Here is a 24,283-nt window from a genome sequence, read left to right on the forward strand (position 1 = left end):
TTATTTCGTTTTTAACAATAACTGAAGTGCATGTTTCATATAGCTTTCTGTTGTTGTTAATTGTTCATTTTCTTCTAGTTGCGGCTTAATTTTTGACAGTTCTTTATCCGAATATCCTAAAGCCATTAAAGCAAGAAGAGACTCCTCTAATTCCTGTTTATTTGGATTTACCCCAAATAACGGCAGTTCATCTTCTGCACTTGGCAATTCAACTTGCTCTAGTAAAGAACCTAATTTTCCTTTTAAATCCAGAATCATTTGACGCGCTGTTTTTTTACCTACACCTGGAAACTTCACTAAAAACGCTTCATCTTCCAATTCGATTGCAGAAATTACTTGATTTGGATTCCCACTTGCTAAAATTGCTAATGCGCCTTTAGGACCAATACCTGAAACTTGAATTAATTTCCGGAACAGTTCACGTTCTTCTAATGTCTTAAAACCAAAAATTAATTGGGCGTCTTCTCGAACATGCATATGTACAAAAATTTGTTTTATCTCTTCTTTTATTCGAAAAGCAAATGGATTAGGAGTGAAAATTTGCCAACCTATTCCTTGTTGCTCCAAAACTACGTATTCTGGTGTAACTCTAGTAATTTTGCCTAAAATATAATCGTACATTAATCTCCCTCACATTTCACTTTTAAAATTATAGCATAAGATAATCCGACCTCGTACTAAACATTCCTTTTAACAAAAGAAAGACCGCCTAGAATGTAGACGGTCACTTTGAGTGTTATAAATTAATAGTAACATAGTTTTATTTTGATTGTAATTTTTCAGTTTCTACAACTAATTGAGGCCAATGACTTAACGCTTTTTCTGTAAAAGGCATTAAATAGTCTAAGAAAGCTTCTTTTTCATAGTCGCCTAATTGTAAAACATAAAGCCATTCCCTTAATAATTCATTCGGATATAATAGGTAAAACAACTTTTGTTTACAAAGGTCATATAAAAATGGATGTTCGGTAAACAATTGTTTTAGATTATAATTCATTGTTGGTAATGCACGGTGCATCCAAAGAATCATTTCTTCTGCTGAATCACCAACAACTGCTAAATCAAAATCTATCAATTTCATGGAGTGATCTTCACAAATTAAAAAGTTATGATGTACAACATCTCCATGAAGTAACGTTAATTTCCCACTCACTTTTTGCCGTTTCTTACGCATTTGTTTTAAAACCCTGCTTGCGTAAAGGACGATATCATAAAAACCTTCATTTAAATATGGTAAAAGTTCTTTTTCACTTAAAATAAAGCGTTCTAGACGTGCATTCCATTTTTGATATAGATGTTGCCTCGGAATGCGATAATCATTTTTCCAATCAATCATATTACTTGTATCATGTAATGCATTTAATATGGTTAACGCTTGTTTTCGCTGATGTTCATTAGAGAAGTCTGCACTCAAGCTATTTTTTTGCCAAACTTGAACGAACAAATTTGGCTCATTACTCTTTTTTAATGGTATAACATATGGAAACTGGATTGCTTCTAATTTTCTGTGAATTAGTTTTACTTTTTCAAAAACCGTATGATTTTCATATTTTTTTATAAATAAAGTTCCTTTTGTTGTTTCATGCTTCCATATATTGTTCTTTATTTGCATTTTAATATTTCCAAGGAGAGTAATGTGGTGAATAAGGGTTCATATATGGATAGCTTTGACAGTTAGGATACATTTGTTGAGGCATCATGTTATACATTTGTTGTTGCTGCATTGGCATCATATGGTGTGGCATTTGCGGCATCATATGATGTGGACTGTCATAATGGCCATCATAAGCTTGAGATTTTGGCAAGAAGCCGCTATCAAGTTCATACATCTCATGATAATCATCAGCTACATTTGAATCGTCACACGGCTGATTATATAGGGCAGCACTCTCTACATCGTATGTTCCTTGTACATGATCAGCCATTTTCATTTCAGAAGAATCTTTTAACCAATCCGGTAAACCATCATGCTCTTGTTGGTGTGGGTAGTCCTCATCCATTACAGGGGAAATATCATAATTCGGTTCGAAATAAGGTACACCATAAGGCATCATTTCTACAGATGGACTTCCTTGACATCCACATGGCGAAGGTGCTTGCATATATGGTTGTTCATGTGGCATGTATTGTTCTTGACATCCACATCCGCATGGCGATTGTTGATGATAATGTTTTTGTTCGTGGCAACCGCATGGCGATTGTTCATAATAATGTTGTTGCTCATGGCATCCACATGGTGATGGATGATGATAAAAATGCGGCATTACAGGTACATAAATGATTTGTGGCTGTGGCACTGGCACATACTCAATTTCCTTTTCCTTATCCATTACGGGTTGCATATGTGTATGTTGCATATGAATATCAGGCATCTCAATATAGATTGGTTGTGGCTGCGGCATAGGCATTGGCTGTGGTTGTGGTTGTTGGAAATGCATTTGTGGCGCAAAATCCAAATGGAATTGTGGTGTCATGTCAAATTGTGGCATTACAGGTTGTGGCATTGGTGTTGGTTCGGGCATCATTGGTTGAACAGGTGCTGGCATTGGCGCTGGCATTTCTTGTGTCATTTTTTCTTTTGGTGATGGTGGAAGCTCCATTTGTGGCATTTCTTGTGTTACCATTTCTTTAGGTGCTGTTTGCATTGGCTTAGGTGCTGTTTGCATTGGCTTAGGTGCTGTTTGCATTTCCTTCGTCGACATCGGTGCAGTACGCTGTTCCTTTGTCATCATATTTTTTGTTGATGTTGGTGTAGCAGAATCAGGTAAAATAATTTCCATTCCAGGAACAATATAATCGGGGTTAGCTAAATGTGCATTTAAAGCTTTTAATTCATCAAGACCAATCCCATATTGTTTAGCAATTCTCCAGAGTGTCTCACCTTTTTGTACAATATGAATTCGCACAAACATCCTCCTTTTCTCGTTTTATAATATGATAAGCAAATGAAAAGGACACAAAAAAATTCTAGGATTTAGTTCCTTCGTGATAAACTATGAATTAGAGAGTAATGGATATACATGAAATTCACTTTGAAAGAGGTGTGAATATGAAGAAATTATTAGGTGAAGAACGTCGTAATGAATTATTATCATTATTAAAAGAAGCGAGAAGACCGATTACAGGAACAGATCTTGCAAAACATTCAAATGTATCTCGGCAAGTAATTGTCAATGATATGAATTTATTGAAAGCACGTAATGAACCAATCATTGCCACTAGTCAAGGTTATTTTTATATGTATAAGGAAGACACGGCAACAAACTATGAACGTAAAATTGTTTGTTTACATACAGCGGAGCAAGCCGAAGATGAAATGTTAACCATTGTAGATTGTGGTGTAACGTTAAAGTCTGTTATTGTAGAACATCCTGTGTATGGCGAGATTACTGCATCTATGATGTTATCAAATCGAAATGATGTTCAAAATTTTATTCAGCGAGTAAGCGAAACCAATGCAAATTATTTATCGGCTTTAACAAATGGCACTCATCTACATGTCATTTCGGCTCCAACAATCAAACAATTAGATATAGTGGAAGAAAAGCTTCGAGATAAAGGATATTTAGTGGAAGGATAAAAATTTTCACTTACGAACAATCCCTTAGCAGTGCAATAAAAATTTGGGGCATACAATATACTATGTGGGCGGATTCTACATAAGTACAAACACCCGTTGTAAAGGTTTTTGTTTGTACTAATCCGCTCACATTTTTTTGTTATATAAAACGTTCTAAATCTTCTTTTGAAGGAATTATACATTGATTTTGTTTTAACAATTTGTGACGATTTTTTGCAATGAAATCGTAAATGATATTACGCAAAGGTGCTGGTACGAGTAAAAAGGCTGAAAATATTTTCCAAAAGTGATCAAGTCCTAACGCAATTCTTAACACTGCAGATGATTTAGTAAATGCTCGATTATTTTCTATTAGTACGACACTATCTATCGATTCTGGAATGCCATAATCTTCTACAATTTCCCTTCCACTAGCACTTTGAAGTGAAGCAAATTTAAATTGTTTCTTCTTATCTCGTTTTATAATAAACTGAACGCTACGATTGCAGAAACTACACTCACCATCAAACAGAATGACCTTCATATAAGACCTCTCCTCACTCAGGTGTTAAATATGTATAATAAGTTCCGAGCGACTTCACTGTACAACCAAGTGCCCCAAGTTCCTCTACCGCCCCTTTTACCATTGGCTCATTTTCATCTGCTAAAACATCTATAATGAAGAAATACTCACCTAAACCAGTTTTTAATGGCCTCGATTCTATTTTACTTAAATCAATCCGTCGCCAAGCAAAAACGGAAAGTACTTGATGTAAGGCACCTGACACGTTCGTTGGTAGCGTTAGCATAAATGTCGTTTTTGATTTACCTTCTGATGTCTCAATTGGTAGTCTAGTATTCTTTTTTGATAACACAAAGAAACGGGTATGATTAAAATGAAAATCATGAATGTTTCTCTCCACAATTTCTAAACCATATTTTTCAGCCGAAGAAGCATTTCCAATTGCAGCTATACATTGATCCGGATTTTCAGCTACATACTTTGCTGCAGCTGCTGTTGATGTTGTTTGATTTAATGGAACCGAACTAAAACGGTAAAATAAATATTTATGACATTGAGCTAATGCATGGGAATGAGAATAAACCCCTTCAATGTTGTGCCAATTGTTTACTTGTGCTTTGTTCACCATAAGATGCTGTTGGATTTTTGATAGCACTTCACCTACAACATATAAATCTGCTTCATGATATAAATAGTCGATTGTAAGCGTAACTGTTCCTTCCAAAGCGTTTTCTACAGGAACAACTGCAAAATCAACCCGTTCATTCGTAACGGCTTCAATACAATCAGGTATAGTAGTATAAGGCATTAGCCATTCATTTGGAAAAAGACCTTTTGTTGCTAAATAGGTAAAAGAAGCTTCCGGCCCTAAATAGGCAATTCGTTTCTCCCACTGTTGTTGTTTCACGTATAAGCCCCCTAATTTTTTAAGTTTTCAGTAATTTTAACATAAAAAGAGTCCAATCATATAGACAAGCTTACTCGGTATTTAGTAAAACAAAAGAGCAAATTACTTTGCTCTCTGTCCATTCTTATAACGCGCCAGAACTAATTACTTCTGCTGATTCTACAAACTCTAACTTTTTTAACAATTGAATTAACTGATCTAATTCCATAATCATGCTTGTAACATCTAGAGATAGTGTAACGTTTGCACGACCTTGAATTGGTATTGTTTGATGAATTGTTAAAACGTTACAATGTGCCTCAGTAATAATTTCTAATAGCTTTGCCAATGCACCTTTTTCATCTTGTAACTGAATAAAAATCGTTAAAATTCTTTCTCTCACAATGGAGTGGAAAGGAAAAACGGCATCTCGATATTTATAAAATGCGCTCCGTGATAAATCAACTTCTTTTACTGCATCCCATATAGAAGATACAGCACCACTTTGCAATAGATGCTTTGCTTGTAAAGTTTTTTGCATAGCATCTGTTAATACATCTTCACGAACTAAATAATACCGTTGATTTGCAACGTTTTTCATACTCTCCCCCCAAAATCCCTAAAACCAATATCTATTCAATAAATTCAAATTCAAATTCCATTAAGCGCACGATGTCTCCATCCGTTGCACCACGCTCGCGTAATGCATCATCTACTCCCATTGCACGTAGTTGTCGTGCAAAACGACGAATTCCATCTTCACGGCTAAAATCAGTCATTTTGAACAATCGTTCAATGCTATAACCAGATAAAACATAAGCACCATCGTCATCACGAGTAATTTCGAAATCTTCTCCTTTTTTCTCGTGCTTATAAAGTACAGTTGTATCACTTTCTTCTTCAATCACTTCATGCAACTCGAAATGTGGTGTAACTTCTAATAAATCAGCTATTTCAAATAACACAGGCTTTAACCCTTGGCGTGAAATCGCTGACACTGGGAAGACCTTTACCGTATCCCCAACCTTTTCCTTAAACTCAACTAAGTTTTCCTCTGCATCAGGCATATCCATTTTGTTAGCCACTACGATTTGTGGACGCTCTGTAAGACGAAGATTATATTGTTTTAGCTCTTCATTAATCTTAACGTAGTCTTCATATGGGTCACGGCCTTCCATTCCGGACATATCCACGACATGTACAATAACTCTTGTTCGTTCGATATGGCGCAAGAACTGCATACCTAAACCAACACCTTGGTGAGCTCCTTCAATCAACCCCGGTAAATCTGCCATTGCAAAACTTCTTCCGTCTTCCGTTTCAACCATCCCTAAATTTGGAACAATTGTCGTAAAGTGATAAGCACCAATCTTTGGTTTTGCTGCTGATACCACTGACAACAAAGTGGATTTCCCTACACTTGGGTATCCTACTAAACCTACGTCGGCAAGTACTTTTAATTCTAATATAACATTTAGTTCTTGTCCTGGCTCCCCTTTTTCTGCAAGTTCTGGAGCAGGATTAGAAGGTGTTGCAAAACGTGTATTACCACGACCGCCTCGGCCGCCTCGAGCAATGATTGCTGTTTGTCCATGTTCGACTAAATCTGCAATAACTGCTTTTGTTTCTTCATTTATAACAACTGTTCCAGGAGGTACTTTAATCACTGTATCTTCCGCATTTCTTCCGTGCATTCCCTTACTCATTCCGTGTTCACCACGTTCAGCTTTAAAGTGACGTTTATAACGGAAATCCATTAACGTTCTTAAACCTTCTTCTACCTCGAAGACAACATTTCCTCCATGGCCTCCATCACCACCTGCGGGACCACCATTCGGTACATATTTTTCTCTGCGGAAAGCGACCATTCCATCGCCACCATCTCCGCCTTTCACATAAACCTTTACGTGATCGACAAACATACTCATACTTTCACTCCTGTTCCAAGCTCAATACATATTTCCAATGTTGATTCGTTTGTTCATACGTTTGAACTTTCATATTCGGTAGTTCTTGCTGTGTAAAAAGTTGGGCTTCCCAATTTCCTCTTAAATCAAACATTAATTTGAAATCATTTTCATTGGATTCGATTTCAATTAATAGTTGTTGTTCTGTATATGGATCTAAATGGTCATATACATGAATAACTGTCTTTTCTAAGTATTCTACTATTTGCTCATCTTTTTTCATATTAACAGGATGTTCTACAAGACTTTTTAATGTATATTCAATCGAAGGAAATCTCCATTGAAATGTTTGTAGCCACTCTACCGTTTTTGGTAATTTTAGTTTATTTATATTCGATAAGGTTTTACAGCTTTCGGATATATTTTCAATCGCTTTTTTCGCGTCTTCAACCTTGTCTAATTCTAAATACATTTTGATCAATTGTAGATGGTTCATAAAATCATGATTAGCAAATCTTATTACTTCACTATTAGAGAGAGTATGAATTTTCATTTTGAACCTCCAAACTAACTAAAAAACTACTACTTTTATCTCTCTTAGTATAACAGTTTTTCTTATATTTTCCTCTCTAACGCCATAAAGAATTAATACTATGAGAAAATTTCAATTATCCATGAGAAATTTCCAATCTAAAGTGTATTTTATTACGATATAAAATCATAAAAAAGGACTGCTGGCTAGCAGTCCTTTTACATTTGTATAAAATTAAGCTTCTTGAGCTACTGGGTAAACACTTACTTTTTTCTTGTCACGGCCTAAACGTTCGAATTTAACAACGCCGTCAACTTTAGCGAAAAGTGTGTCATCTCCACCGCGGCCTACGTTTGTACCAGGGTAAATTTTTGTACCGCGTTGACGGTAAAGAATTGAACCACCAGTTACGAATTGACCATCAGCACGTTTAGCACCTAAACGTTTTGATTCAGAGTCACGTCCGTTTTTTGTAGAACCTACCCCTTTTTTCGAAGCGAAAAATTGAAGGTCTAAAGATAATAACAATTTCATTTCGTTCCACCTCCTACTTGATTGTAGTTGATTCGAATATATTGTCCATAGTTTTGAACCATCGAGTAAACTTGAGCAGTCATAACTTGGACAATAAGCTGTAATTTTGCATCAATATCAGCATCTAATTCTGTCGGAAAGTCTACTCGTAAGTAACCTCCACCTTCAGTTGCTTGATCAATTTTCGGTTCAATATTTAAAAGTGCATAAATGGCATTTACCGTACCTATAGCAATGGTAGATGCACCAGCACAAACTAAATCTTTCCCTGTTTGATCGTATTCAGCATGACCTGAAAATTCAAACGCAGATACATGTCTATTTTCATCGTGATGAATCGTAACCGTAATCATATCGGTTCACCCCATTATTAAGCGTTGATTGATTCAACAACTAATTTAGTGTATGGTTGACGGTGACCTTGTTTACGACGGTAGTTTTTCTTCGCTTTGTATTTGAATACAGTGATTTTTTTAGCGCGACCTTCTTTAACAACTTTCGCTGTTACAGTAGCACCTTCAACAGTAGGAGCACCTACTTTTACTGTTTCGCCACCTACGAATAAAACTTTATCAAATGTTACTACCTCGTCAGCTTGAACTCCTAGTTTTTCAACATAGATTTCTTGTCCAGCTTCAACTTTGATTTGTTTTCCACCAGTTTCGATAATTGCGTACATTTACCTGCACCTCCTCTTAGACTCAGACTCGCCTGTAATGAAAGGTGATCGAACGATTCGATTCTTCATAACCTTCCCAGAGCGGTTGTAGCACGGGTGCTACAAACAACATTAAAATACTAACATAAATATTTTTTTAAGTCAATCGTTTCATTACATATTTCTCAAAAGCAAGACGATACTTCCGATATCGCCATTCACCTACCAATTTAATAAAAATGAAAATTGATAACACTAATAAAAATAACGTTTTTGGCAACAAAATAAAAGTAATAATGATTGTTAATATTGTCAAAATGAGGGATATGGATATATACATTTCGTAAAATCGTGCCTTTGGGTAAAACACCAAAATTAACGATAAAATGATTCTCCCTCCATCAAGTGGCCACACCGGAATCATATTAATCCCTAGTAAAACTAGTTGAATTTTAAATAAAGGATCTGACAGTAATGGATCTAAAAAAGGGGTGATTCCAAGAAAAGTAAAGGTAGCAATAGGTCCTCCGAGAGCAATGATGAGTTGTTTTTTTGGTGGAATGGAGAAGCCGCCCTGCAACTCAATTTCACCACCATACGGCATAATCACACAACGCTCTACCTTTACTTTACATAAAAAAGCGGCAACAATATGCCCTAGCTCATGAATAATTAATGAAGTTAAAATAAGTGCATAATACGAAACGTTCCCAGACATAACCATTGTAAACAAAATCGGCAAAAATAATGGATGAATTGTCATCCGCATCATGGTTGCGTATGCTCTTTCATCCATTGTAATGTTTCTTCAAGGTTTAACACTTCCCCACCTTGTTCAATTTTCAAGTAAAGATCCCCAGGTTCTTTATTGGCAATCGTACTCCCTCTTTCAATTGATGTATAAGGTAAAAGGGAAAAGGAGTCTACATTACCATAAGTCACCGTCGTATCATCTTCATAATAAACCGAAATTGTTTTACCTGTTGTTTTAGAATGTCCGGTATAAACGACAAGACCATTTTCAATAGCAAGAATCGGAATGGTCTCTTCAAAACTTAATAAATATCCATTATCATAAGGTTTTATCGCAACAAATGAAAGCAGTTCTTGATTCACAGGATCCGAAGACACTGTAATTTTTGTACCCGTCTCTTCACCAAAAACTTCTCTTAGAACATTTCGCATCATCGTCAAATCCTCTGAACTATAAACAATTTTTTTTACGTCGATATTTATTTGTCCGCGTTCCTGCATCCCATTCCCAATTAAGACAAGTGTACACAGAAGAAAGGCTGCAATCCATTTCCACTTTTTGTTCACTACCTCATCCATTCTGCATTTTTCATAGTATATGAAAAATATGAAAATACGATTCAATGAGATTTAGAAAAATATCAATATCGCCCACATTAAAAATTTATTTGATTTCAATTAAAAAGAGATGCCTCGCAAATCATTAAGGCACCTCCTTGCTCTTCATCTTCACTTTCTACTTTGAAAAAATAGAAATTAATTTTTTAAACATCCCTTTTTGTTCATCTTCTAATGTCATAAGAGGGACCGATTCTCCTAAAATTCTTCTAGCAATATTACGATATCCCAAAGAAGCTTTATTGTTTGGATCCATTACAATTGGTTCCCCTTTATTGGATGAACTAATAACCTCTTCGCTATCTATGATAATACCTAATAAATCAATAGATAAATGAGTTGTTATTTCTGTAATGTCCATTGTATCCCCATTCTTCATTAAATCTTTTCGAATGCGGTTAATGATTAATTTCGGTGGTTCGATTGGTTCTCTTTCCAACAATCCAATAATTCGATCAGCATCTCGAACAGCAGAGATTTCTGGAGTTGTTACAACGATAGCGCGATCTGCACCAGCTACTGCATTTTTATACCCTTGTTCTATCCCTGCAGGACAATCGATTAACACATAATCATATTCACGTTTCAATTCATCTATTAAACTCTTCATTTGCTCTGGCGTTACAGCGTTTTTATCCGTTGTTTGAGCAGCCGGTAATAAAAATAGTTTTTCATCTACACGCTTGTCCCGAACGAGCGCTTGATGTACTTTACAGCGGCCATTTATAACGTCAACTAAATCATAGATAATTCGATTATCTAATCCTAATATTAAGTCTAAGTTCCTTAAGCCGATATCAGTATCAACTAAACATACTTTCTTCCCCTGAAGAGCCAATGCAGTTCCCAGATTGGCAGTAGTTGTTGTTTTACCTACCCCGCCTTTACCTGAAGTTATTACGATTGCTTCACCCACATTAGCTTCCTCCTTTGACCTTATTTAAAAATGGACGTATTTTTCTTACTTCTTGTAAACGTTCATATGAGATGATGCCGTCCCTATTAAGATACGCAAACAATTGTTCCGAGCTATTTTGCACAGCTGGACTTTCATTTGACATAATTTCAATAGAATCGGCAATTAAAACGTGGGTAGGTTTAAAATGTGATGCAGCAACAATTGCATCACGGTTTCCTTCTATTCCTGCGTGTACAATTCCTCTTAAATTTCCTAACACATAAATATTTCCGACTGCTTCAACTTGACCATTTGGATTAACATCGCCAATAACAATAATATCGCCTGTTGATTTTAACACTTGGCCTGAGCGAACAATCCCTACATATGTTTCGTATTGTTCTGTTATTAGTTTTTCATTACTCTCTCGTATAGGTATAACATCACTCTGCATTTTAGCAACATGCATATTACCAGATTTTTGTACAATATTAACTAGTTCGTCTTGCTGTTCATTAGAGAGATATCGATTCCCTAAATGAAGTTGTACATCTACTATCCCATCAATACTACCTTCTGAAACTTTACGACTAAGTTCCTCTACTAATTCTGCGTAGGCGCACTGATCATCAAGCCGAAGTACTAAACCTTCTTTTGTCCCTTTAATATGGACAAGCTGTTTTTTCATAAAAAGCGACACCTCACGCCATCAAATTAAGAAGCATCTCGGGTATGCTGTAAAACACGAGCATTGATTAAATATTTAAAAGCCCACCCAAGCATACTTAAAAACAATAAGTTTGCAATAATTGTTGGAAGTAAACGATTACTTAAAAAACTTGCTAAAGGAATCGTCGTTAAATTAATAAATGAGAAAAAATAATATAAAACGATTTCCATAAGTCCGACTAGAAATATAGATAATATTGTTGTTACACTTAAATGTTGATGAATAAATCGAATCGAAGACCCAGCAACGAAGCAAACAAGTGGATATAAAAAGGAATATAATCCAATAATATCAATGTAAAACACATCATACAAGAGTCCAAAAAACAAACCGTACAAACATGCTCGTTTGCGACTATAGTAGATCGATATAAAAATTAAATACAAAATGACAAAACGAGGGACTAAATATAATATTTCTTCTCCCCATTGTATTGGAGAAAACAGCGCAAACTCTGGTTCCAATAAAAATAGAACAACGGCTACAAAAGGAATTAAAAAACGAATCATTTTATTCTTCCCCTTCACCAGTAGACTCTTCAACTTCATTTGTTAAGTCCGCATTCGTTCCGTTTCCATCAGATCCGTCCACTTCATTTGCATTTCTTTTAGCAATAATAACATCCTCCAGCATTGAAAAGTCTGCTGCAGGTTTAATATAGGCCATTTTTGTTAATCCAAAATCATCTGTCGTTACTTCTGTTACCTCTCCAATTAGAATACCTTTCGGGAAAATCCCCCCTAATCCTGAGGAAACAACTTGCTCACCTACATTTACATCTAAGCTAGAATCAATACGTTTTAATATTAATTCATTACGTTCAGCGTCATATCCTTCTAACAAACCAAAAATATCCTTTTTCTTTCCTTGAACAATTGCAGATACACGGAAATTAGGATTGTTCGTTTGTAATAACTCCACTTCAGAAGTAAATGGGGTAACAAGACTAATTTTACCTATTAGCCCTTTAGCTGTCATAACAGCCATGTTTAACTTAACACCATGTGATGACCCTTTGTTGAGGATAATTTTTTCTTCCCATTGGTCCGGGTTTCTCGCAATTACAGTTGCCTTAAGTGGATTAAAATCTTTTAAACTACTTTCTTTTTTCACTAGCTCTTTTAAAGATTCATTTTCAGATTGCAATGTATTAACTTCTGCTTGAAGCACGGCAAAATCTTCCAAACGCATTTTCAAACGTTTATTTTCTTCGTACGTATTTAATAAAGAATTAATATTATTAAAAATACCAGTTATGTAATTAGCTGGCTTAGCAACAAGGGATTGTGCAAAGCCAACAGTGTCTTTAATAAATTGTTCGGGAAGATTAGCATTTTGTCGATCACGTAATGAGAAGCTAATCAATGCCACAAGGAAAATTATACTAACTAGTAGCAGTATTAATTTCTTGTTTGAAAAAAACTGTGGCATTGCTATCCCCCCTATTTTTTCATCTGCTGTGAACGAACTAAATCAATATGTTCTAAAGCTTTACCTGTTCCAATCGCAACACAATCTAACGGATTTTCTGCGATAAATACAGGCATATTTGTTTCGTCACTTATTACTTTGTCAAGATTACGTAACAGAGCTCCACCACCAGTTAAGACAATTCCTCTTTCCATAACGTCAGCAGAAAGCTCAGGAGGTGTTTGCTCCAAAGTCTTTTTCACTCCATCGATAATGGCTGCGATTGCTTCACGAAGAGATTCAGAAATTTCTTCTGCTGTGATCTCAATTGTTTTAGGTAGTCCTGTTAGTAAGTCACGTCCGCGGATTTCCATTTTTTCGTTACTATCATCAACTCTTGCTGTACCGATTTCAATCTTAACCTTTTCGGCTGTACGTTCACCAATTGTTAAGTTATAAGTTTTTCTGATATAGCTAATGATTGATTGATCCATAGCATCGCCACCAATACGGACTGATTCACTTGTAACGATACCACCAAGTGAAATGACGGCAACTTCAGTTGTTCCTCCACCGATATCAACAACCATCGAACCTGTAGGATCCCAAACAGGTAAGTCCGCTCCAATTGCTGCTGCAAAAGGCTCTTCAATTGTAAATGCCTCTTTTGCTCCAGCTTGTCTTGAAGCATCAATTACTGCTCGCTGTTCCACAGATGTAATGCCATAAGGTACACAAATCATGACATTTGGTTTTTTCCAATTAGAACCTGAATTTTTTAATGCTTGTTTTAAGTAGTATTGAATCATCGCAGTTGTAATATCGAAATCTGCAATTACACCATCCTTCATTGGGCGAATCGCTACAATAGAACCTGGTGTACGTCCGATCATATTTTTCGCATCATTACCAACTGCAACGATGTCACCAGTTTTTGTATTTTTCGCCACAACAGAAGGCTCGCGTAACACAATACCTTTTCCTTTAATAAATACTAGTGTATTTGCGGTGCCAAGATCGATCCCGACATCTTTATTTCCTAATCCAAACAATTTTGTACTCCCTTTCTCTTTAAGCCATTCTCGTATCAATGCCTAAAATCATAAAATTTATTATAGCTGAAAAGCTCGAAAAATTATAGTATCACATGTACTGTTCTACCATATTTGTCTGTTGACAATCAATTTTAATCGACATTTTTCATTGTATTTCGATTGTTCCCTTGAAACAAATAAAATAATTATGTAAGATTTTACAATCGTGTAACAACTACACCATTTAAATGACGAAATTTATTCGAAATGGTTCGATGAAATAATCATGTAATAATAATAAAGCCTTAAATCATAGTTTAACTCTTTAAACAAAATGTTAGTAATTTAATTGACATCTATTTGTTACGTTAATTTTACTTTAATTTGCCCAAATTTAAGGGGAAAATCCGTAACGTTAAAAGGTTAGGTAATTTCCATCAAAAATGGACGTCTCAAAGTTTTGAGGCGTCCATTTTTTGTTTAAACAAAAACTTATGATGATATAAGTATACGTATAAACACCAAAATTTACGAGTGATTAGCCAAATATAATAAAACTAAATCACATATATCCTTTTTCCTTTAGGCTAATAAATTGATGATCACCGATAATAACATGATCAATTAAATCAATCCCTATAATATACCCCGCTTCTTGTAAACGTTTTGTTACATCAATGTCTTCTGGACTTGGTGTAGCATTGTAGTGTAGAAATTATGCGCCGTGCTATGTTACCATAATCGGTTTCACAATTCCCCACTCAGAACCGTACATACACCTTTCAATGTATACGGCTCGCCGGTTGTTTATTCAGAAAATCCGAAAATTTGTTATCGTTACTTATAAGAGTAATTATGAAAATCTTTAAGTTTTAGAAACGTATGTATGATTTGTTCTCCAGTTTTATTTTGCTGAACTAAGCTTAAATGACCTTGTCGATGTTTTCGCATGCTGATAGCAACCTTTTTTGACGAGCTTCTTCTTTTTATAGCAATGGTTTTAATGAAACTGTGTTCTGCTATATAAAGTAATTTATTTAATAGATGAAAGTTATCGGCTAATTTGTAATAATTCCCAAACTTTTTTAGTTCTAAATTATATATTGAAAGTATTTCTAGTTCACAAAGATTAACTAGTTTCTTTCTATGTTTAATCGTTAAATCATCTAAATTACCATAACCGTTCTTTAACGCGAATGAGTGTAAAGCTCTTGCTGGGATATTTAATTGAATATAATTTCTTTTACATTTAGATATTTGATAGCCTAAAAATGGTATGCCTTTTCCGATATGCCGAATGTTTGTTGTTCCCCTCGCAATTCTTAACTGTAAATTATTATTAATAAAGCATTCTATTAGTGATTTTAGCTTCTGTGCATCTTCTTTTGGACTAGAAACCCCAATAATAAACACATGAGCAAAACGAACGTATTTCATTTTACAGTAATTGGATTTCTGTTTTATCACATGTTCTATAAAGGTATCTAATTCATGAAGATATATATTAAGAAGTAGCATAGAGAACTGGCGTGGCTGTTGTGCACCGTCATCTGTTTTTTCTAAATGCCATTTAGTCATTACACCACAACTTAAGGCATTGTGAATAAGTAGTAAAAAACGTCTGTCATCTATTTTTTTGCTAATCCATTTCAATAAGTTTTTTTGATGTTCACGGTTGCTTTCCCCATCCAGTACGCCTTGGATACACCACGTTACCCCATTCCAACTATTTTTAATTTCCAAAAGTGCCGATTGGTAAGAACGATTTCCTATAAAACCATGTGAATGTTTACTGAAAATCGGTTCATATATATGGCTAAGAATAATACTCATTACCTCAAGCACTAACTTATCTTTAAAATTAAAAACTATCTGACTTGAATCCGGTTTTCGGTGCATAGGTGAGAAACGAAATGTATTTTGTTGTAGCTGCTCAATCATCTCGTCAATCATTTTAAAACTTGTCCCATTTGTTACATTCATAGTATCTGAGCATAGATTGGTATATGCTTTTAACCAAAGATCCTTATGATAAAGTAAACGATAACAATCTTTTATCTTTTGATTTTTACGAGAAATATTCCGATAAACGCTTAACTGTTGAAATGGATTTGATGCCATATTCATGACTCCTTTCACCGCAAACGTTAAAACAACCTGTCTCCCTTTCCCATGCTAAACTCATTACAAGCAAACGTTGAGTACTATGGAGACTCCGTTGCCATATGTGATTTTCAAACAACTATTTGTTATAGCCAATTTCGGCACTCACACTTAGGCAATCCCTGCATTACATATAAATTCAGATGCGTGATGGTTAGGTATCCCTTTCGACATTTTCCTTATACAAAGGATTGAAGGATAAATCTCACTATGGACAGGAAAGCGGAATTTCCAACAATCCATTTTATCCTCATTACCTATTAGCTATCGTAGGTAATGGTGCACCCAACACTCATTTGTCTAGGATTCAGGCAGTTTAGCTTTTACCATACATCACTTGGTCTGAAGAACTGAATCAACGTTGATAGCTACGTTGTCTTTTCTCCTTTTCACGTCATGCTATGTTCCCTTGCCTAGTTTCCCTTGCAAGGTAAGACGCTGACCATAGAACATTGTGAGAAGTTCTAGTTTTTTGCAAAAACACTGAATTCACATACATTACAGGCGCACTCCGCTTGGGTGGTTATGTGCACAAATTATCGATGCAGCAGAACGTTTAACTGCTTCACGGTAAATTTCGCGCGGGTGAACAATACTTGAATTTAGACTTCCAATAAATATAGTTTGTTTGTGCAAAACTTGATTTTTGACGTTTAAGAAAAGAACTACAAAATGTTCTTGGTGAAGAGAGGACATTTCAGGCATTAAAAATGTTGCAGCATCCTGTGGAGAGCGGATGGTGAAGCGCGAATCAACTTGTTTTTGTGCGAGTCTCCTGCCAAGTTCAATGGCGGCTAAAAGTTGTACTGCTTTTGCTTCACCAATACCTTTAATTGAGACAATCTCCTCTAACGTTGCATGTTTTAATCCGTGCAATTTTTCAAAATAATTTAAAACACGATTGGCAAGAGTTAATACAGATTCTTGCTTTGTCCCCGTGCGTAATAAAATAGCTATCAGTTCTTGATTAGATAAACTTTGAGCACCTTGATTGATTAACCTTTCCCTCGGTCGATCGTCTACATGTACATCACGAATCATCAACTCCGGAAATGGAACCGTCATTTAATCTTCACTTCCCTTATATTTTTATTAAATTTAGGGCCACTAATTTTTCAAATAGACTTGCTAAAGGGAGTCCTACGACGTTGTTATAATCTCCTTCAATTCGGTCGACAAATAAGACGCCATCTGTTTGAATTCCATATCCCCCTGCTTTGTCAAAGGGATCACCAGTTTCTACATAAGCTTCAATTAAATTTTGTGAAAGATTTTTAAAATACACCTCTGTTACTTCTACAAAAGTAGTTTCTGTACCATCTGCTTGTATAATAGCTACACCTGTCATGACTTGGTGACGGTTGTTTGAAAGCTTTTGTAAGTGCGTAACAGCCTCTTGTCGCGTTTTTGGTTTATGTAGTAGTGTGTCTTCGAAGACAACAATAGTATCTGCCCCTATCAACGTTTTCCCTACTACTTTTTTTGCCACATCTCGAGTTTTTAGCAATGCTACTTTCCGCACATAATCGACCATTGTACTAGCGGAAACAGTTGTTTCAATAACATCACTTGTCATAATCTCAAAAGGAATACCGAGTTTTTCAAAAAGTTCTTTTCTTCTTGGGGATGCAGAAGCTAAAATAAATTGTTCATCTGTAGTAAATTTCATTTCCATTCCTCCTAACTATATAATAGCCGAGGACAAGGATTTTGAAAAATTCCGGTAAATCTCAAAAAATTTCATTTTGCCTCAAAACTGTCCTATCATAATTTAATTTTCATACAGTCGTTTTCATTAAAATAATGGGCAATTAGGTGCAATCTTACCACGCTTAAATCTCCTGAAATGCTTGATAGAGCTGAAGTTATAGAATCCCAATCAGTTGGTTTGTTATCTAAATTTTTCGTATCTTCAAAATAAAATTTTGAAGGATTATTACTTTGTAAATGCGTTGGTAACGATTGTAGGGCTGGGTTTGAACATGTTGAAGCAGATAAAGTAAAAGATTTAGCAAATGATGTCGGATCATCTGTTATTACGAGCTCCTCTTTTACTGGCGTAACAGTGGACCAAACATAAAAATTACCATCTATTTCAACGATAGCACTCGTATTTAATGAGGCGTAACCAGCGATAAAATCCAAAGCTGATTTATGACTTGAGAATACACCATGTTGGTTTGCGAAAAATTCCACTGCCGTTTTGTCTACAATTGGTTCTTCTGTTGATTGTACAGGTATTACTTCTTCCTCAGGTTGATTTGATACTTGTTGTTGTTCTTTAGGATCCATGGAACTAAGCAATAATATAAAAAACAAAACACCTGCTAAGCCTGAAACCGACCCGATAATTGCTGCATGAATTAGATCTCTTTTTCCTATAACATTTGGAAATTTCATTCGCTTCACCTCATTTTAACCGTATCAAAAAAAGAACAAAAAAAAGCGAAACTAATGTCGTCTCGCTTAAAAAATATTTCGCAAATAGTTCTAATAAACGATATTTTCCAACATTATTCCTTATCACTATTTGCATATTTAATTGTTTTCAATCATTCATTTTCTAAAATCTCTGCCGTAAATCCGTTAATAAATAAAGGGAACCTGTAACAATCGTTTTACCCGGTAAATTAATACAATGATTTAGAAATGATTTGCTATCTTTTACCTCAGTTTTCAACGCAGCCTTTGATAGGTTCATCATTTCCTCGGCATTCATTGCTCGGGAGTTTGAAAAATCAACAAAATAAAATTCATCACTTACTGTCTCTAAAATGGTTAATACGGTACGTACGTCTTTATCGGCTAACATCCCAATAACAAAACGAATTTGTTCATCTGGAAATTGCTGTTTAATTGTATTAACTAACATTTGGGCACTGGCAGGATTATGAGCTCCATCAAAATAAACATTTGGGAAAACCTGCTCAAACCTTCCCTGCAATGTAGAATGAAGCACGCCTTCCTTAACTTTTTCAACATCAATAGAAATCGCAAAATGTTTTGCCACTTCTAAGAAAGCTGTTATTGCTAAAGCCAAGTTTTCTGCTTGATGGTTGCCCGGTAGAGTTCGAACTAAGTGAGAAATTTCAAGACCATTCATTTCATTTTTATAGAAATCTCCTGTAGTTGAAGGAATTATGTGAATTTGATCTCCTAAAACAACAAGTCGAGCATTTTTATCACTAGCTTCCTTTTCAATAACTATCATAGCTTCAGCAGGTAATGGGCCCACCACTACTGGCTTTCGTTCTTTAATAATACCTGCCTTGTGACTAGCGATACTCGAGATATCGGGTCCTAAAAATTTGGTATGCTCCAATGCAATACTTGTAATTACAGAGACGATTGGAGTCACGACATTCGTACAATCATCTCGCCCACCCATCCCCGTTTCAAGTAATACTAGGTCCACTTTTTTATAAGCAAAATAAAGAAAAGCCGCGCATGTTAAGAGCTCAAAATCTGTTAGTTTGCCACTTAATCCAGCACCCTTCATTTGTTCAAAGAGTTGATCTAATTCGCTCTCTATAATTTGTTCACCATTCGCTTGAATTTGGTCATGTACGTCAACAATACAAGGTGACATAAACTTCCCAACAGTTAATCCATGGCAGCGTGCGATTTGTTCAATAAAAGTTAAGGTAGAGCCCTTTCCATTCGTCCCTGCAATATGTACGACAGAAAGTTTATCTTGTGGGTTACCTAACAATTTTAATGCATCTTTAATAGCGTCTAATCCAGGTTTTATTTGATCACTACTACTTAAATTCCATATATTTTTATACTTTTCCAATCCAACGATCAACATAATACACCCTTTAAATTTTTATTAAGATTCGTTCAATTATAACATTATCAAATACTTTATTAGAGTGTTAAACTAAACACGAGGAGGTTCTTATGACAAACTGTTGGATTATTTATAATGGAAGTCTTATATCAGAAAAATTTGTTGACCAAGCAAATTTAATGGCTGAAGCCGTAAAAAAATATGATGTGGAACCGATTGTTTTAAAAAATTGTGATGTTCTAATGGATTTGCAAACAGAATTAGTAAACCGACCTGATTTTGTGATTTTTTTAGATAAAGACATTTTATTAGGCCAATTTTTAAAACAACAAGGCATACCTGTTTTTAATGACCCGGACATTATCGAAATTTGTGATAATAAGGCAAAGCAATATTTAAAATTATCTCAAGGAAACATACCAATCCCAAAAACAATTATTGCACCGAAAGTTTATAGAAATTTCTCTATAACACAAACAGGTTATTTTGAGAAAGTAATCGAGCAATTAAAATTGCCGATGATCATTAAAGAAGCACACGGCTCATTTGGAATGAAAGTTTATTTAATTGAAACAGAACAACAATTTTATGAGAAAGTAAAAGAACTAAGCGGTGTAGATTTTGTGTTCCAAGAATTTATCGCATCGAGCACAGGACGTGACATACGGGTAAACATTGTTGGGGATGAAGTAGTCGCTGCTATGTATCGACACTCTGAAACTGATTTCCGCGCAAATATAACAAATGGCGGTAAAGCAGAGCGTATCGAACTTACGGAAGAACAAATAAAAATTGCTAAACAAGCTGCTTTGGTCTTAGGAGCAGAATATGCCGGTGTAGACTTACTATTTGGCGAAAATGAACAACCAATTGTTTGTGAAGTAAATGCAGCAGCTCATATTCGAAATATTTATAATGTTACGGGTGTAAATGTTGGCGAGAAATTAACACAATATATTTTAAGGAAACTTGCACTATGACGGTTGGATGGCTGTTTTACACCGAAGAAGATGCAAATAAAAATCTTACATTTATCAATGAACTAATCCATGAAGCTCGTGCACAACGTATTGACTTAACGTTAAAATTTGAACATGAGTTTAATATACAAGACCTTACCAATGTAGATTTTGTTTGGAACCGTACACGAAATGATGAACTCGCCCTTTATTTTGAACAACAAAACATTAAAGTTTTTAATAACCACTACGTAAATAAATTAGCAAATAATAAATGGCTCACTTATCAATTTGCGAAAAAGTTGAACATCCCATGTATTCCAACTTGGGACACACTACCTGATTCCTTAACTTTTCCTGTTGTCGTAAAATCCGTAGAAGGGCATGGTGGGCAAGAGGTTGCTCTTTGTCATTCCTTACAAGAGGTAAACCATTACATAAATTTATTTGGGAAAAATTCATCTATCATTCAACCCTTTATGCCTTCAAATAATCAGGATATTCGAATTTGGATGCTGGGTGAACAAATTCTCGGCTCTGTTTTAAGAACTGGTAAAGAAAGTTTCAAATCCAATTACACTTTAGGGGGAACCATTGAACATTTTCATATACCAGAAGAATTAAAATGTTATCTTAAGAAAATTGTCCACGAACTTAAAAGCGACTATATTGGAATTGATTTTATTAAAAGCAACAATGTTTTCTATCTAAATGAAATGGAAGACCCTGTTGGCGCTAGGTCGTTTTATCATTTATATGATGTGAATTTACCCCATTTATTAATTTCGTATATTAATAATACGCGAACTTAAAAATTGTAAAAGCTCATCAAATCCATTTTTAGGTTTTGATGAGCTTCTAATTTCACTGTTCTTTTAAGATTTTCATAATACTAGTTGTAAGAGAATCTAAAACTTTTTGAACTTGATGATTCTCCGTTGCTAAATCCAGTAATCTCCAATTTATCTCTATTTGAATGCAAGGTATCCCAACAGATTTAGAGACATCAGAACAAACTGTATTTTTAAATCCACCAGTAAAGAGCTCGTCTATAATCACTGGTGCGATACTTTTGCTTTCAAAGGATTCTTTAATGATACCCTCGTATTTTGTATTATGAAAAACATTTTTACCTACACCTGTTCCGATTTCAATGGCGTTCGGTCGTTTGCTAGACATAATATGCAAATCCATCAAGAACCGTAGATGATGTTCAGTTACGATTTCTTTAACAGCTTCTTTATAAGGGTGAATATCATCGTAATTCGGATCAGAGAAATCATTTTTCGTTTTCGTAATCGCAAAACAATTTAACTTTTTTTGTAAAACTTTTACGATGGCACCCGTCATAAATTCTCCTTGTTTTAGCTTGCCCTCTCGAAAATGTGTGACACTGTGAGGACTAGACAAAATAACCGGTAGCTCCCCTTTAATAAGTTCAAATGTAGAAGATTCTGGGAAATTTTCCTCTTTATATGCTTTTTCCATATGTTTTAGTTGTTCAATGAGATCCATAGTTCTCTCCTAAAGTTTCGGTATTTTTTCACGCACTGCTGATAACGTAAGATAACTAGATAAAGGGACAATAATTAGCATCATGGCAATTTTAATCCACCAATAGTCAATCTTAAGCTGGGTAATTGCGAAAATCGTTGCAAGTATCGGTAAAAATTGAGTATGTAAACTTTTTCTAAATAAAAAGAAGAGATCCCTCTCAACATCACAAATCTTACCAATTTGTTTAATTCCTAACTTATCTCTTAAATGTGCGGGAATACCAATGGAAATGTTAATGCTACTCTCATTTGTAATGATATTTGTTTCTTTAATTAATTGGGTTGAAGCGAGCTCAAGGACGGGGACCGTAATAGAACGCCCTCGATAATGTAATGTTATTAAATCATTTTCAGCAATCCCCAATACACTCATAACACTTTTTGACACGCGAACAATATTACTCGATTCGTCTGTACTGTAAGGACGGATGACTTTTAATTTTAGCGTTGACGGTCGAATTGCCCACTTTAAGAAGAGCTGAAACGTTTTTTGAATAAGATTTAATTTCTTCTTTCTTCGTTTCTCCGGCAGTGGATAAATTACCGCACGATTGTATCCCACTTTTTGAAGAATGTTTTTTACTTTTAATTTCTCTTCATATGTATCAATTTTGTGCACTTTATTATCTTTATAATGCTCTTCTAAAAACTCCAATTGCTCCTTTTCTAAACCAGGAGTACTGCGAAATGATTGGTAATAATAAGTTGGCAACGTATCAGGTGGATGTTCAAAATTTAAAAATTCCCGCTGCAAGTAACTCATTCTAATTGTACCATCAGCTAAAGTACTATCTAATATAATTTTGGAGCGCTCCAAATCGATTGATGCAGAAGTTGCTCGGTTCACAATTTCAAAATGAGATGTGCCCATTTCGTTTACCAATTGAAAAATATCATCAGAAACGGTAATACTTCCATCCGCAATCATTTTTACCGCTTGAATTTGAATTTTCGAACTAACAATTTTCTTTAATGGATGAAAAACGATTGTTGATGGTAAAGATAATTCTAATTTATTCTTAATCGATAGACTCAAAATAATTTCATCATGCTTTGGTTTCATTGAGCTTTTAACACACCCAATTGCAAATTTACTATTCAATGGATTATTGATAATCACATAATCATTCTCTTGTAAATTCAATTGTTCTAATACCGAAGAATGCAGCTCAACCCGATTATAAGGAATATTCTGTCCTACACTTTTCTCACTAACACTATATATCTTACTTTCCTTGTAATCTAAGGATAATTTAGAGTGAAAGTAAATATATGAAGTGAAAAAGGTAAAAAAACGATGAAAACTTTTTATTTCGCCAATTTTAAATAAGGATGTGAAACGGCTTGTCCTATATTTTTTTACATCTTCCTTATTTAACCTAAATTGCTGTTGATTATTGATTGAAAGCGATTGTGATAAAAAAGAAAACAAACTATCACTCTCTGTAGAAATGACAATCCCATTATTGATTGCTTCTATATCCACTACAATAACGGAAGAAATGTTGTTTTTCTTAATATAAGACTCAATTTTTTGAGAATGAAATACGGTAACTGCTAAAACATGCACATTATAAATTTTATGTAGCTTTTTCGCCCAAAACTTTGCTCTTGCTTTATTTTGGGTATCTTTAACTATGATTAAAATTTCCTTTATACCTTTATAAGAACTTTTTGAAAAGGTAAAAGAATTTTGCTTTTGTTCATAGACAAATAATTGATTCATTTCATTTTCTATCGTTGTCCTTTTAATCAAACGATTCACCTCCC

The 24,283-nt window shown here is 34.9% G+C and carries 27 protein-coding genes, 2 pseudogenes and 1 other annotated feature; of the genes and pseudogenes, 3 read left to right on the forward strand and 26 right to left on the reverse strand.

Features of this window, described 5'->3' with window-relative positions; genetic code table 11:
• The 3 genes from ruvA to CRO00_RS20525 form a co-directional block, all read right to left on the reverse strand.
• On the reverse strand, nt 1–621 hold the full coding sequence (gene ruvA, locus CRO00_RS05800) for a Holliday junction branch migration protein RuvA (protein ID WP_097072735.1): 621 nt from the start codon (nt 619–621) through the stop codon (nt 1–3).
• 139 nt (nt 622–760) lie between these two features.
• Nucleotides 761–1,612 carry a phosphotransferase gene (locus CRO00_RS05805; RefSeq protein WP_097072736.1) on the reverse strand — a complete coding sequence of 284 codons (852 nt, stop codon included), beginning with the start codon at nt 1,610–1,612 and terminating at the stop codon, nt 761–763.
• 1 nt (nt 1,613) lies between these two features.
• Entirely contained in the window at nt 1,614–2,912 is a 1,299-nt protein-coding gene (locus tag CRO00_RS20525) for a LysM peptidoglycan-binding domain-containing protein (RefSeq protein ID WP_419865862.1), read from the reverse strand.
• A gap of 137 nt (nt 2,913–3,049) precedes the next feature.
• On the opposite strand from CRO00_RS20525, the gene CRO00_RS05815 reads away from it, so the two are divergent.
• Nucleotides 3,050–3,580 carry a transcription repressor NadR gene (locus tag CRO00_RS05815; protein ID WP_097072737.1) on the forward strand — a complete coding sequence of 177 codons (531 nt, stop codon included), beginning with the start codon at nt 3,050–3,052 and terminating at the stop codon, nt 3,578–3,580.
• 139 nt (nt 3,581–3,719) lie between these two features.
• On the opposite strand, the gene CRO00_RS05820 is transcribed toward CRO00_RS05815, so the two are convergent.
• From CRO00_RS05820 to CRO00_RS05920, 21 genes and pseudogenes are all read right to left on the reverse strand, one after another.
• Nucleotides 3,720–4,103 (reverse strand): thiol-disulfide oxidoreductase DCC family protein, encoded by a 384-nt coding sequence (locus CRO00_RS05820; protein ID WP_097072738.1) that lies wholly within the window; start codon nt 4,101–4,103, stop codon nt 3,720–3,722.
• Nucleotides 4,104–4,116: 13 nt separating this feature from the next.
• Complete coding sequence (gene pheA / locus CRO00_RS05825; RefSeq protein WP_097072739.1) at nt 4,117–4,989, reverse strand: prephenate dehydratase; 873 nt, start codon at nt 4,987–4,989, stop codon at nt 4,117–4,119.
• 124 nt (nt 4,990–5,113) lie between these two features.
• Nucleotides 5,114–5,569, reverse strand: a complete 456-nt coding sequence (locus CRO00_RS05830) for an ACT domain-containing protein (RefSeq protein WP_097072740.1) — start codon at nt 5,567–5,569, stop codon at nt 5,114–5,116.
• 31 nt (nt 5,570–5,600) lie between these two features.
• Complete coding sequence (gene obgE / locus CRO00_RS05835; protein WP_097072970.1) at nt 5,601–6,890, reverse strand: GTPase ObgE; 1,290 nt, start codon at nt 6,888–6,890, stop codon at nt 5,601–5,603.
• Between the two features lie 10 nt (nt 6,891–6,900).
• The gene (locus tag CRO00_RS05840; protein ID WP_097072741.1) at nt 6,901–7,428 is read right to left on the reverse strand and encodes a Spo0B domain-containing protein; all 528 of its coding nucleotides are present in this window, start codon (nt 7,426–7,428) and stop codon (nt 6,901–6,903) included.
• 213 nt (nt 7,429–7,641) lie between these two features.
• Entirely contained in the window at nt 7,642–7,941 is a 300-nt protein-coding gene (rpmA, locus tag CRO00_RS05845; protein WP_097072742.1) for a 50S ribosomal protein L27, read from the reverse strand.
• Complete coding sequence (locus CRO00_RS05850) at nt 7,938–8,294, reverse strand: ribosomal-processing cysteine protease Prp (protein WP_097072743.1); 357 nt, start codon at nt 8,292–8,294, stop codon at nt 7,938–7,940. Before CRO00_RS05850 ends, rpmA begins: the two co-directional genes overlap by 4 nt.
• A 17-nt stretch (nt 8,295–8,311) precedes the next feature.
• A complete protein-coding gene (rplU, locus tag CRO00_RS05855; protein WP_097072744.1) occupies nt 8,312–8,620 on the reverse strand; it encodes a 50S ribosomal protein L21 in 309 nt (102 codons plus the stop codon).
• A 14-nt stretch (nt 8,621–8,634) separates the two neighbouring features.
• Nucleotides 8,635–8,717 (reverse strand) — a sequence feature (ribosomal protein L21 leader region).
• A 39-nt stretch (nt 8,718–8,756) separates the two neighbouring features.
• Nucleotides 8,757–9,395: a site-2 protease family protein gene (locus CRO00_RS20425; RefSeq protein WP_237658338.1), complete on the reverse strand. Its 639-nt coding sequence runs from the start codon at nt 9,393–9,395 to the stop codon at nt 8,757–8,759.
• The gene (locus CRO00_RS05865) at nt 9,368–9,919 is read right to left on the reverse strand and encodes a M23 family metallopeptidase (RefSeq protein ID WP_161946620.1); all 552 of its coding nucleotides are present in this window, start codon (nt 9,917–9,919) and stop codon (nt 9,368–9,370) included. The genes CRO00_RS20425 and CRO00_RS05865 overlap by 28 nt, the downstream gene beginning before the upstream one ends.
• Nucleotides 9,920–10,088: 169 nt before the next feature.
• On the reverse strand, nt 10,089–10,886 hold the full coding sequence (minD, locus tag CRO00_RS05870; protein WP_097072746.1) for a septum site-determining protein MinD: 798 nt from the start codon (nt 10,884–10,886) through the stop codon (nt 10,089–10,091).
• 1 nt (nt 10,887) lies between these two features.
• A complete protein-coding gene (locus tag CRO00_RS05875; RefSeq protein WP_097072747.1) occupies nt 10,888–11,556 on the reverse strand; it encodes a septum site-determining protein MinC in 669 nt (222 codons plus the stop codon).
• 26 nt (nt 11,557–11,582) lie between these two features.
• Nucleotides 11,583–12,107: a rod shape-determining protein MreD gene (gene mreD, locus CRO00_RS05880; RefSeq protein WP_097072748.1), complete on the reverse strand. Its 525-nt coding sequence runs from the start codon at nt 12,105–12,107 to the stop codon at nt 11,583–11,585.
• A 1-nt stretch (nt 12,108) separates the two neighbouring features.
• Nucleotides 12,109–13,029 (reverse strand): rod shape-determining protein MreC, encoded by a 921-nt coding sequence (mreC, locus tag CRO00_RS05885; protein ID WP_097072749.1) that lies wholly within the window; start codon nt 13,027–13,029, stop codon nt 12,109–12,111.
• An 11-nt stretch (nt 13,030–13,040) separates the two neighbouring features.
• Nucleotides 13,041–14,060 (reverse strand): rod shape-determining protein, encoded by a 1,020-nt coding sequence (locus CRO00_RS05890; RefSeq protein ID WP_097072750.1) that lies wholly within the window; start codon nt 14,058–14,060, stop codon nt 13,041–13,043.
• Between the two features lie 544 nt (nt 14,061–14,604).
• A pseudogene (locus tag CRO00_RS05895) lies at nt 14,605–14,739 on the reverse strand (JAB domain-containing protein); the annotation flags it as partial.
• 140 nt (nt 14,740–14,879) lie between these two features.
• A complete protein-coding gene (locus CRO00_RS05900) occupies nt 14,880–16,163 on the reverse strand; it encodes a reverse transcriptase/maturase family protein (protein ID WP_161946621.1) in 1,284 nt (427 codons plus the stop codon).
• 552 nt (nt 16,164–16,715) lie between these two features.
• Nucleotides 16,716–17,270, reverse strand: a pseudogene (gene radC / locus CRO00_RS05905) (RadC family protein); the annotation flags it as partial.
• A 16-nt stretch (nt 17,271–17,286) separates the two neighbouring features.
• A complete protein-coding gene (locus CRO00_RS05910) occupies nt 17,287–17,874 on the reverse strand; it encodes a Maf family protein (RefSeq protein WP_097072753.1) in 588 nt (195 codons plus the stop codon).
• Between the two features lie 95 nt (nt 17,875–17,969).
• Entirely contained in the window at nt 17,970–18,605 is a 636-nt protein-coding gene (locus CRO00_RS05915) for a hypothetical protein (RefSeq protein WP_097072754.1), read from the reverse strand.
• A 163-nt stretch (nt 18,606–18,768) separates the two neighbouring features.
• Nucleotides 18,769–20,013 (reverse strand): bifunctional folylpolyglutamate synthase/dihydrofolate synthase, encoded by a 1,245-nt coding sequence (locus CRO00_RS05920; RefSeq protein ID WP_202615632.1) that lies wholly within the window; start codon nt 20,011–20,013, stop codon nt 18,769–18,771.
• Between the two features lie 95 nt (nt 20,014–20,108).
• Between CRO00_RS05920 and CRO00_RS05925 the strand changes: the two genes are divergently transcribed.
• Together CRO00_RS05925 and CRO00_RS05930 are read left to right on the forward strand one after the other, a co-directional pair.
• On the forward strand, nt 20,109–20,978 hold the full coding sequence (locus CRO00_RS05925) for an ATP-grasp domain-containing protein (RefSeq protein WP_097072756.1): 870 nt from the start codon (nt 20,109–20,111) through the stop codon (nt 20,976–20,978).
• Nucleotides 20,975–21,769, forward strand: a complete 795-nt coding sequence (locus CRO00_RS05930) for an ATP-grasp domain-containing protein (protein WP_097072757.1) — start codon at nt 20,975–20,977, stop codon at nt 21,767–21,769. Before CRO00_RS05925 ends, CRO00_RS05930 begins: the two co-directional genes overlap by 4 nt.
• A gap of 52 nt (nt 21,770–21,821) precedes the next feature.
• Here CRO00_RS05930 and CRO00_RS05935 read toward each other — a convergent pair whose 3' ends face one another.
• Nucleotides 21,822–22,472 carry a hypothetical protein gene (locus tag CRO00_RS05935; protein ID WP_097072758.1) on the reverse strand — a complete coding sequence of 217 codons (651 nt, stop codon included), beginning with the start codon at nt 22,470–22,472 and terminating at the stop codon, nt 21,822–21,824.
• Between the two features lie 9 nt (nt 22,473–22,481).
• The gene (locus tag CRO00_RS05940) at nt 22,482–24,269 is read right to left on the reverse strand and encodes a hypothetical protein (RefSeq protein ID WP_097072759.1); all 1,788 of its coding nucleotides are present in this window, start codon (nt 24,267–24,269) and stop codon (nt 22,482–22,484) included.
• Between the last annotated feature and the right edge of the window lie 14 nt (nt 24,270–24,283).

Source organism: Ureibacillus xyleni (assembly GCF_900217795.1).
Taxonomy (GTDB): domain Bacteria; phylum Bacillota; class Bacilli; order Bacillales_A; family Planococcaceae; genus Ureibacillus; species Ureibacillus xyleni.

Excerpts from the sequence above, each read along its gene's own strand:
- ruvA (WP_097072735.1), bottom strand. The coding sequence starts at position 621 with ATGTACGATTATATTTTAGGCAAAATTACTAGAGTTACACCAGAATAC.
- CRO00_RS05805 (WP_097072736.1), bottom strand. The coding sequence starts at position 1,612 with ATGCAAATAAAGAACAATATATGGAAGCATGAAACAACAAAAGGAACT.
- CRO00_RS20525 (WP_419865862.1), bottom strand. The coding sequence starts at position 2,912 with ATGTTTGTGCGAATTCATATTGTACAAAAAGGTGAGACACTCTGGAGA.
- CRO00_RS05815 (WP_097072737.1), top strand. The coding sequence starts at position 3,050 with ATGAAGAAATTATTAGGTGAAGAACGTCGTAATGAATTATTATCATTA.
- CRO00_RS05820 (WP_097072738.1), bottom strand. The coding sequence starts at position 4,103 with ATGAAGGTCATTCTGTTTGATGGTGAGTGTAGTTTCTGCAATCGTAGC.
- CRO00_RS05830 (WP_097072740.1), bottom strand. The coding sequence starts at position 5,569 with ATGAAAAACGTTGCAAATCAACGGTATTATTTAGTTCGTGAAGATGTA.
- obgE (WP_097072970.1), bottom strand. The coding sequence starts at position 6,890 with ATGTTTGTCGATCACGTAAAGGTTTATGTGAAAGGCGGAGATGGTGGC.
- CRO00_RS05840 (WP_097072741.1), bottom strand. The coding sequence starts at position 7,428 with ATGAAAATTCATACTCTCTCTAATAGTGAAGTAATAAGATTTGCTAAT.
- rpmA (WP_097072742.1), bottom strand. The coding sequence starts at position 7,941 with ATGAAATTGTTATTATCTTTAGACCTTCAATTTTTCGCTTCGAAAAAA.
- CRO00_RS05850 (WP_097072743.1), bottom strand. The coding sequence starts at position 8,294 with ATGATTACGGTTACGATTCATCACGATGAAAATAGACATGTATCTGCG.
- rplU (WP_097072744.1), bottom strand. The coding sequence starts at position 8,620 with ATGTACGCAATTATCGAAACTGGTGGAAAACAAATCAAAGTTGAAGCT.
- CRO00_RS20425 (WP_237658338.1), bottom strand. The coding sequence starts at position 9,395 with ATGGATGAAAGAGCATACGCAACCATGATGCGGATGACAATTCATCCA.
- CRO00_RS05875 (WP_097072747.1), bottom strand. The coding sequence starts at position 11,556 with ATGAAAAAACAGCTTGTCCATATTAAAGGGACAAAAGAAGGTTTAGTA.
- mreD (WP_097072748.1), bottom strand. The coding sequence starts at position 12,107 with ATGATTCGTTTTTTAATTCCTTTTGTAGCCGTTGTTCTATTTTTATTG.
- mreC (WP_097072749.1), bottom strand. The coding sequence starts at position 13,029 with ATGCCACAGTTTTTTTCAAACAAGAAATTAATACTGCTACTAGTTAGT.
- CRO00_RS05900 (WP_161946621.1), bottom strand. The coding sequence starts at position 16,163 with ATGGCATCAAATCCATTTCAACAGTTAAGCGTTTATCGGAATATTTCT.
- CRO00_RS05910 (WP_097072753.1), bottom strand. The coding sequence starts at position 17,874 with ATGAAATTTACTACAGATGAACAATTTATTTTAGCTTCTGCATCCCCA.
- CRO00_RS05915 (WP_097072754.1), bottom strand. The coding sequence starts at position 18,605 with ATGAAATTTCCAAATGTTATAGGAAAAAGAGATCTAATTCATGCAGCA.
- CRO00_RS05925 (WP_097072756.1), top strand. The coding sequence starts at position 20,109 with ATGACAAACTGTTGGATTATTTATAATGGAAGTCTTATATCAGAAAAA.
- CRO00_RS05930 (WP_097072757.1), top strand. The coding sequence starts at position 20,975 with ATGACGGTTGGATGGCTGTTTTACACCGAAGAAGATGCAAATAAAAAT.
- CRO00_RS05935 (WP_097072758.1), bottom strand. The coding sequence starts at position 22,472 with ATGGATCTCATTGAACAACTAAAACATATGGAAAAAGCATATAAAGAG.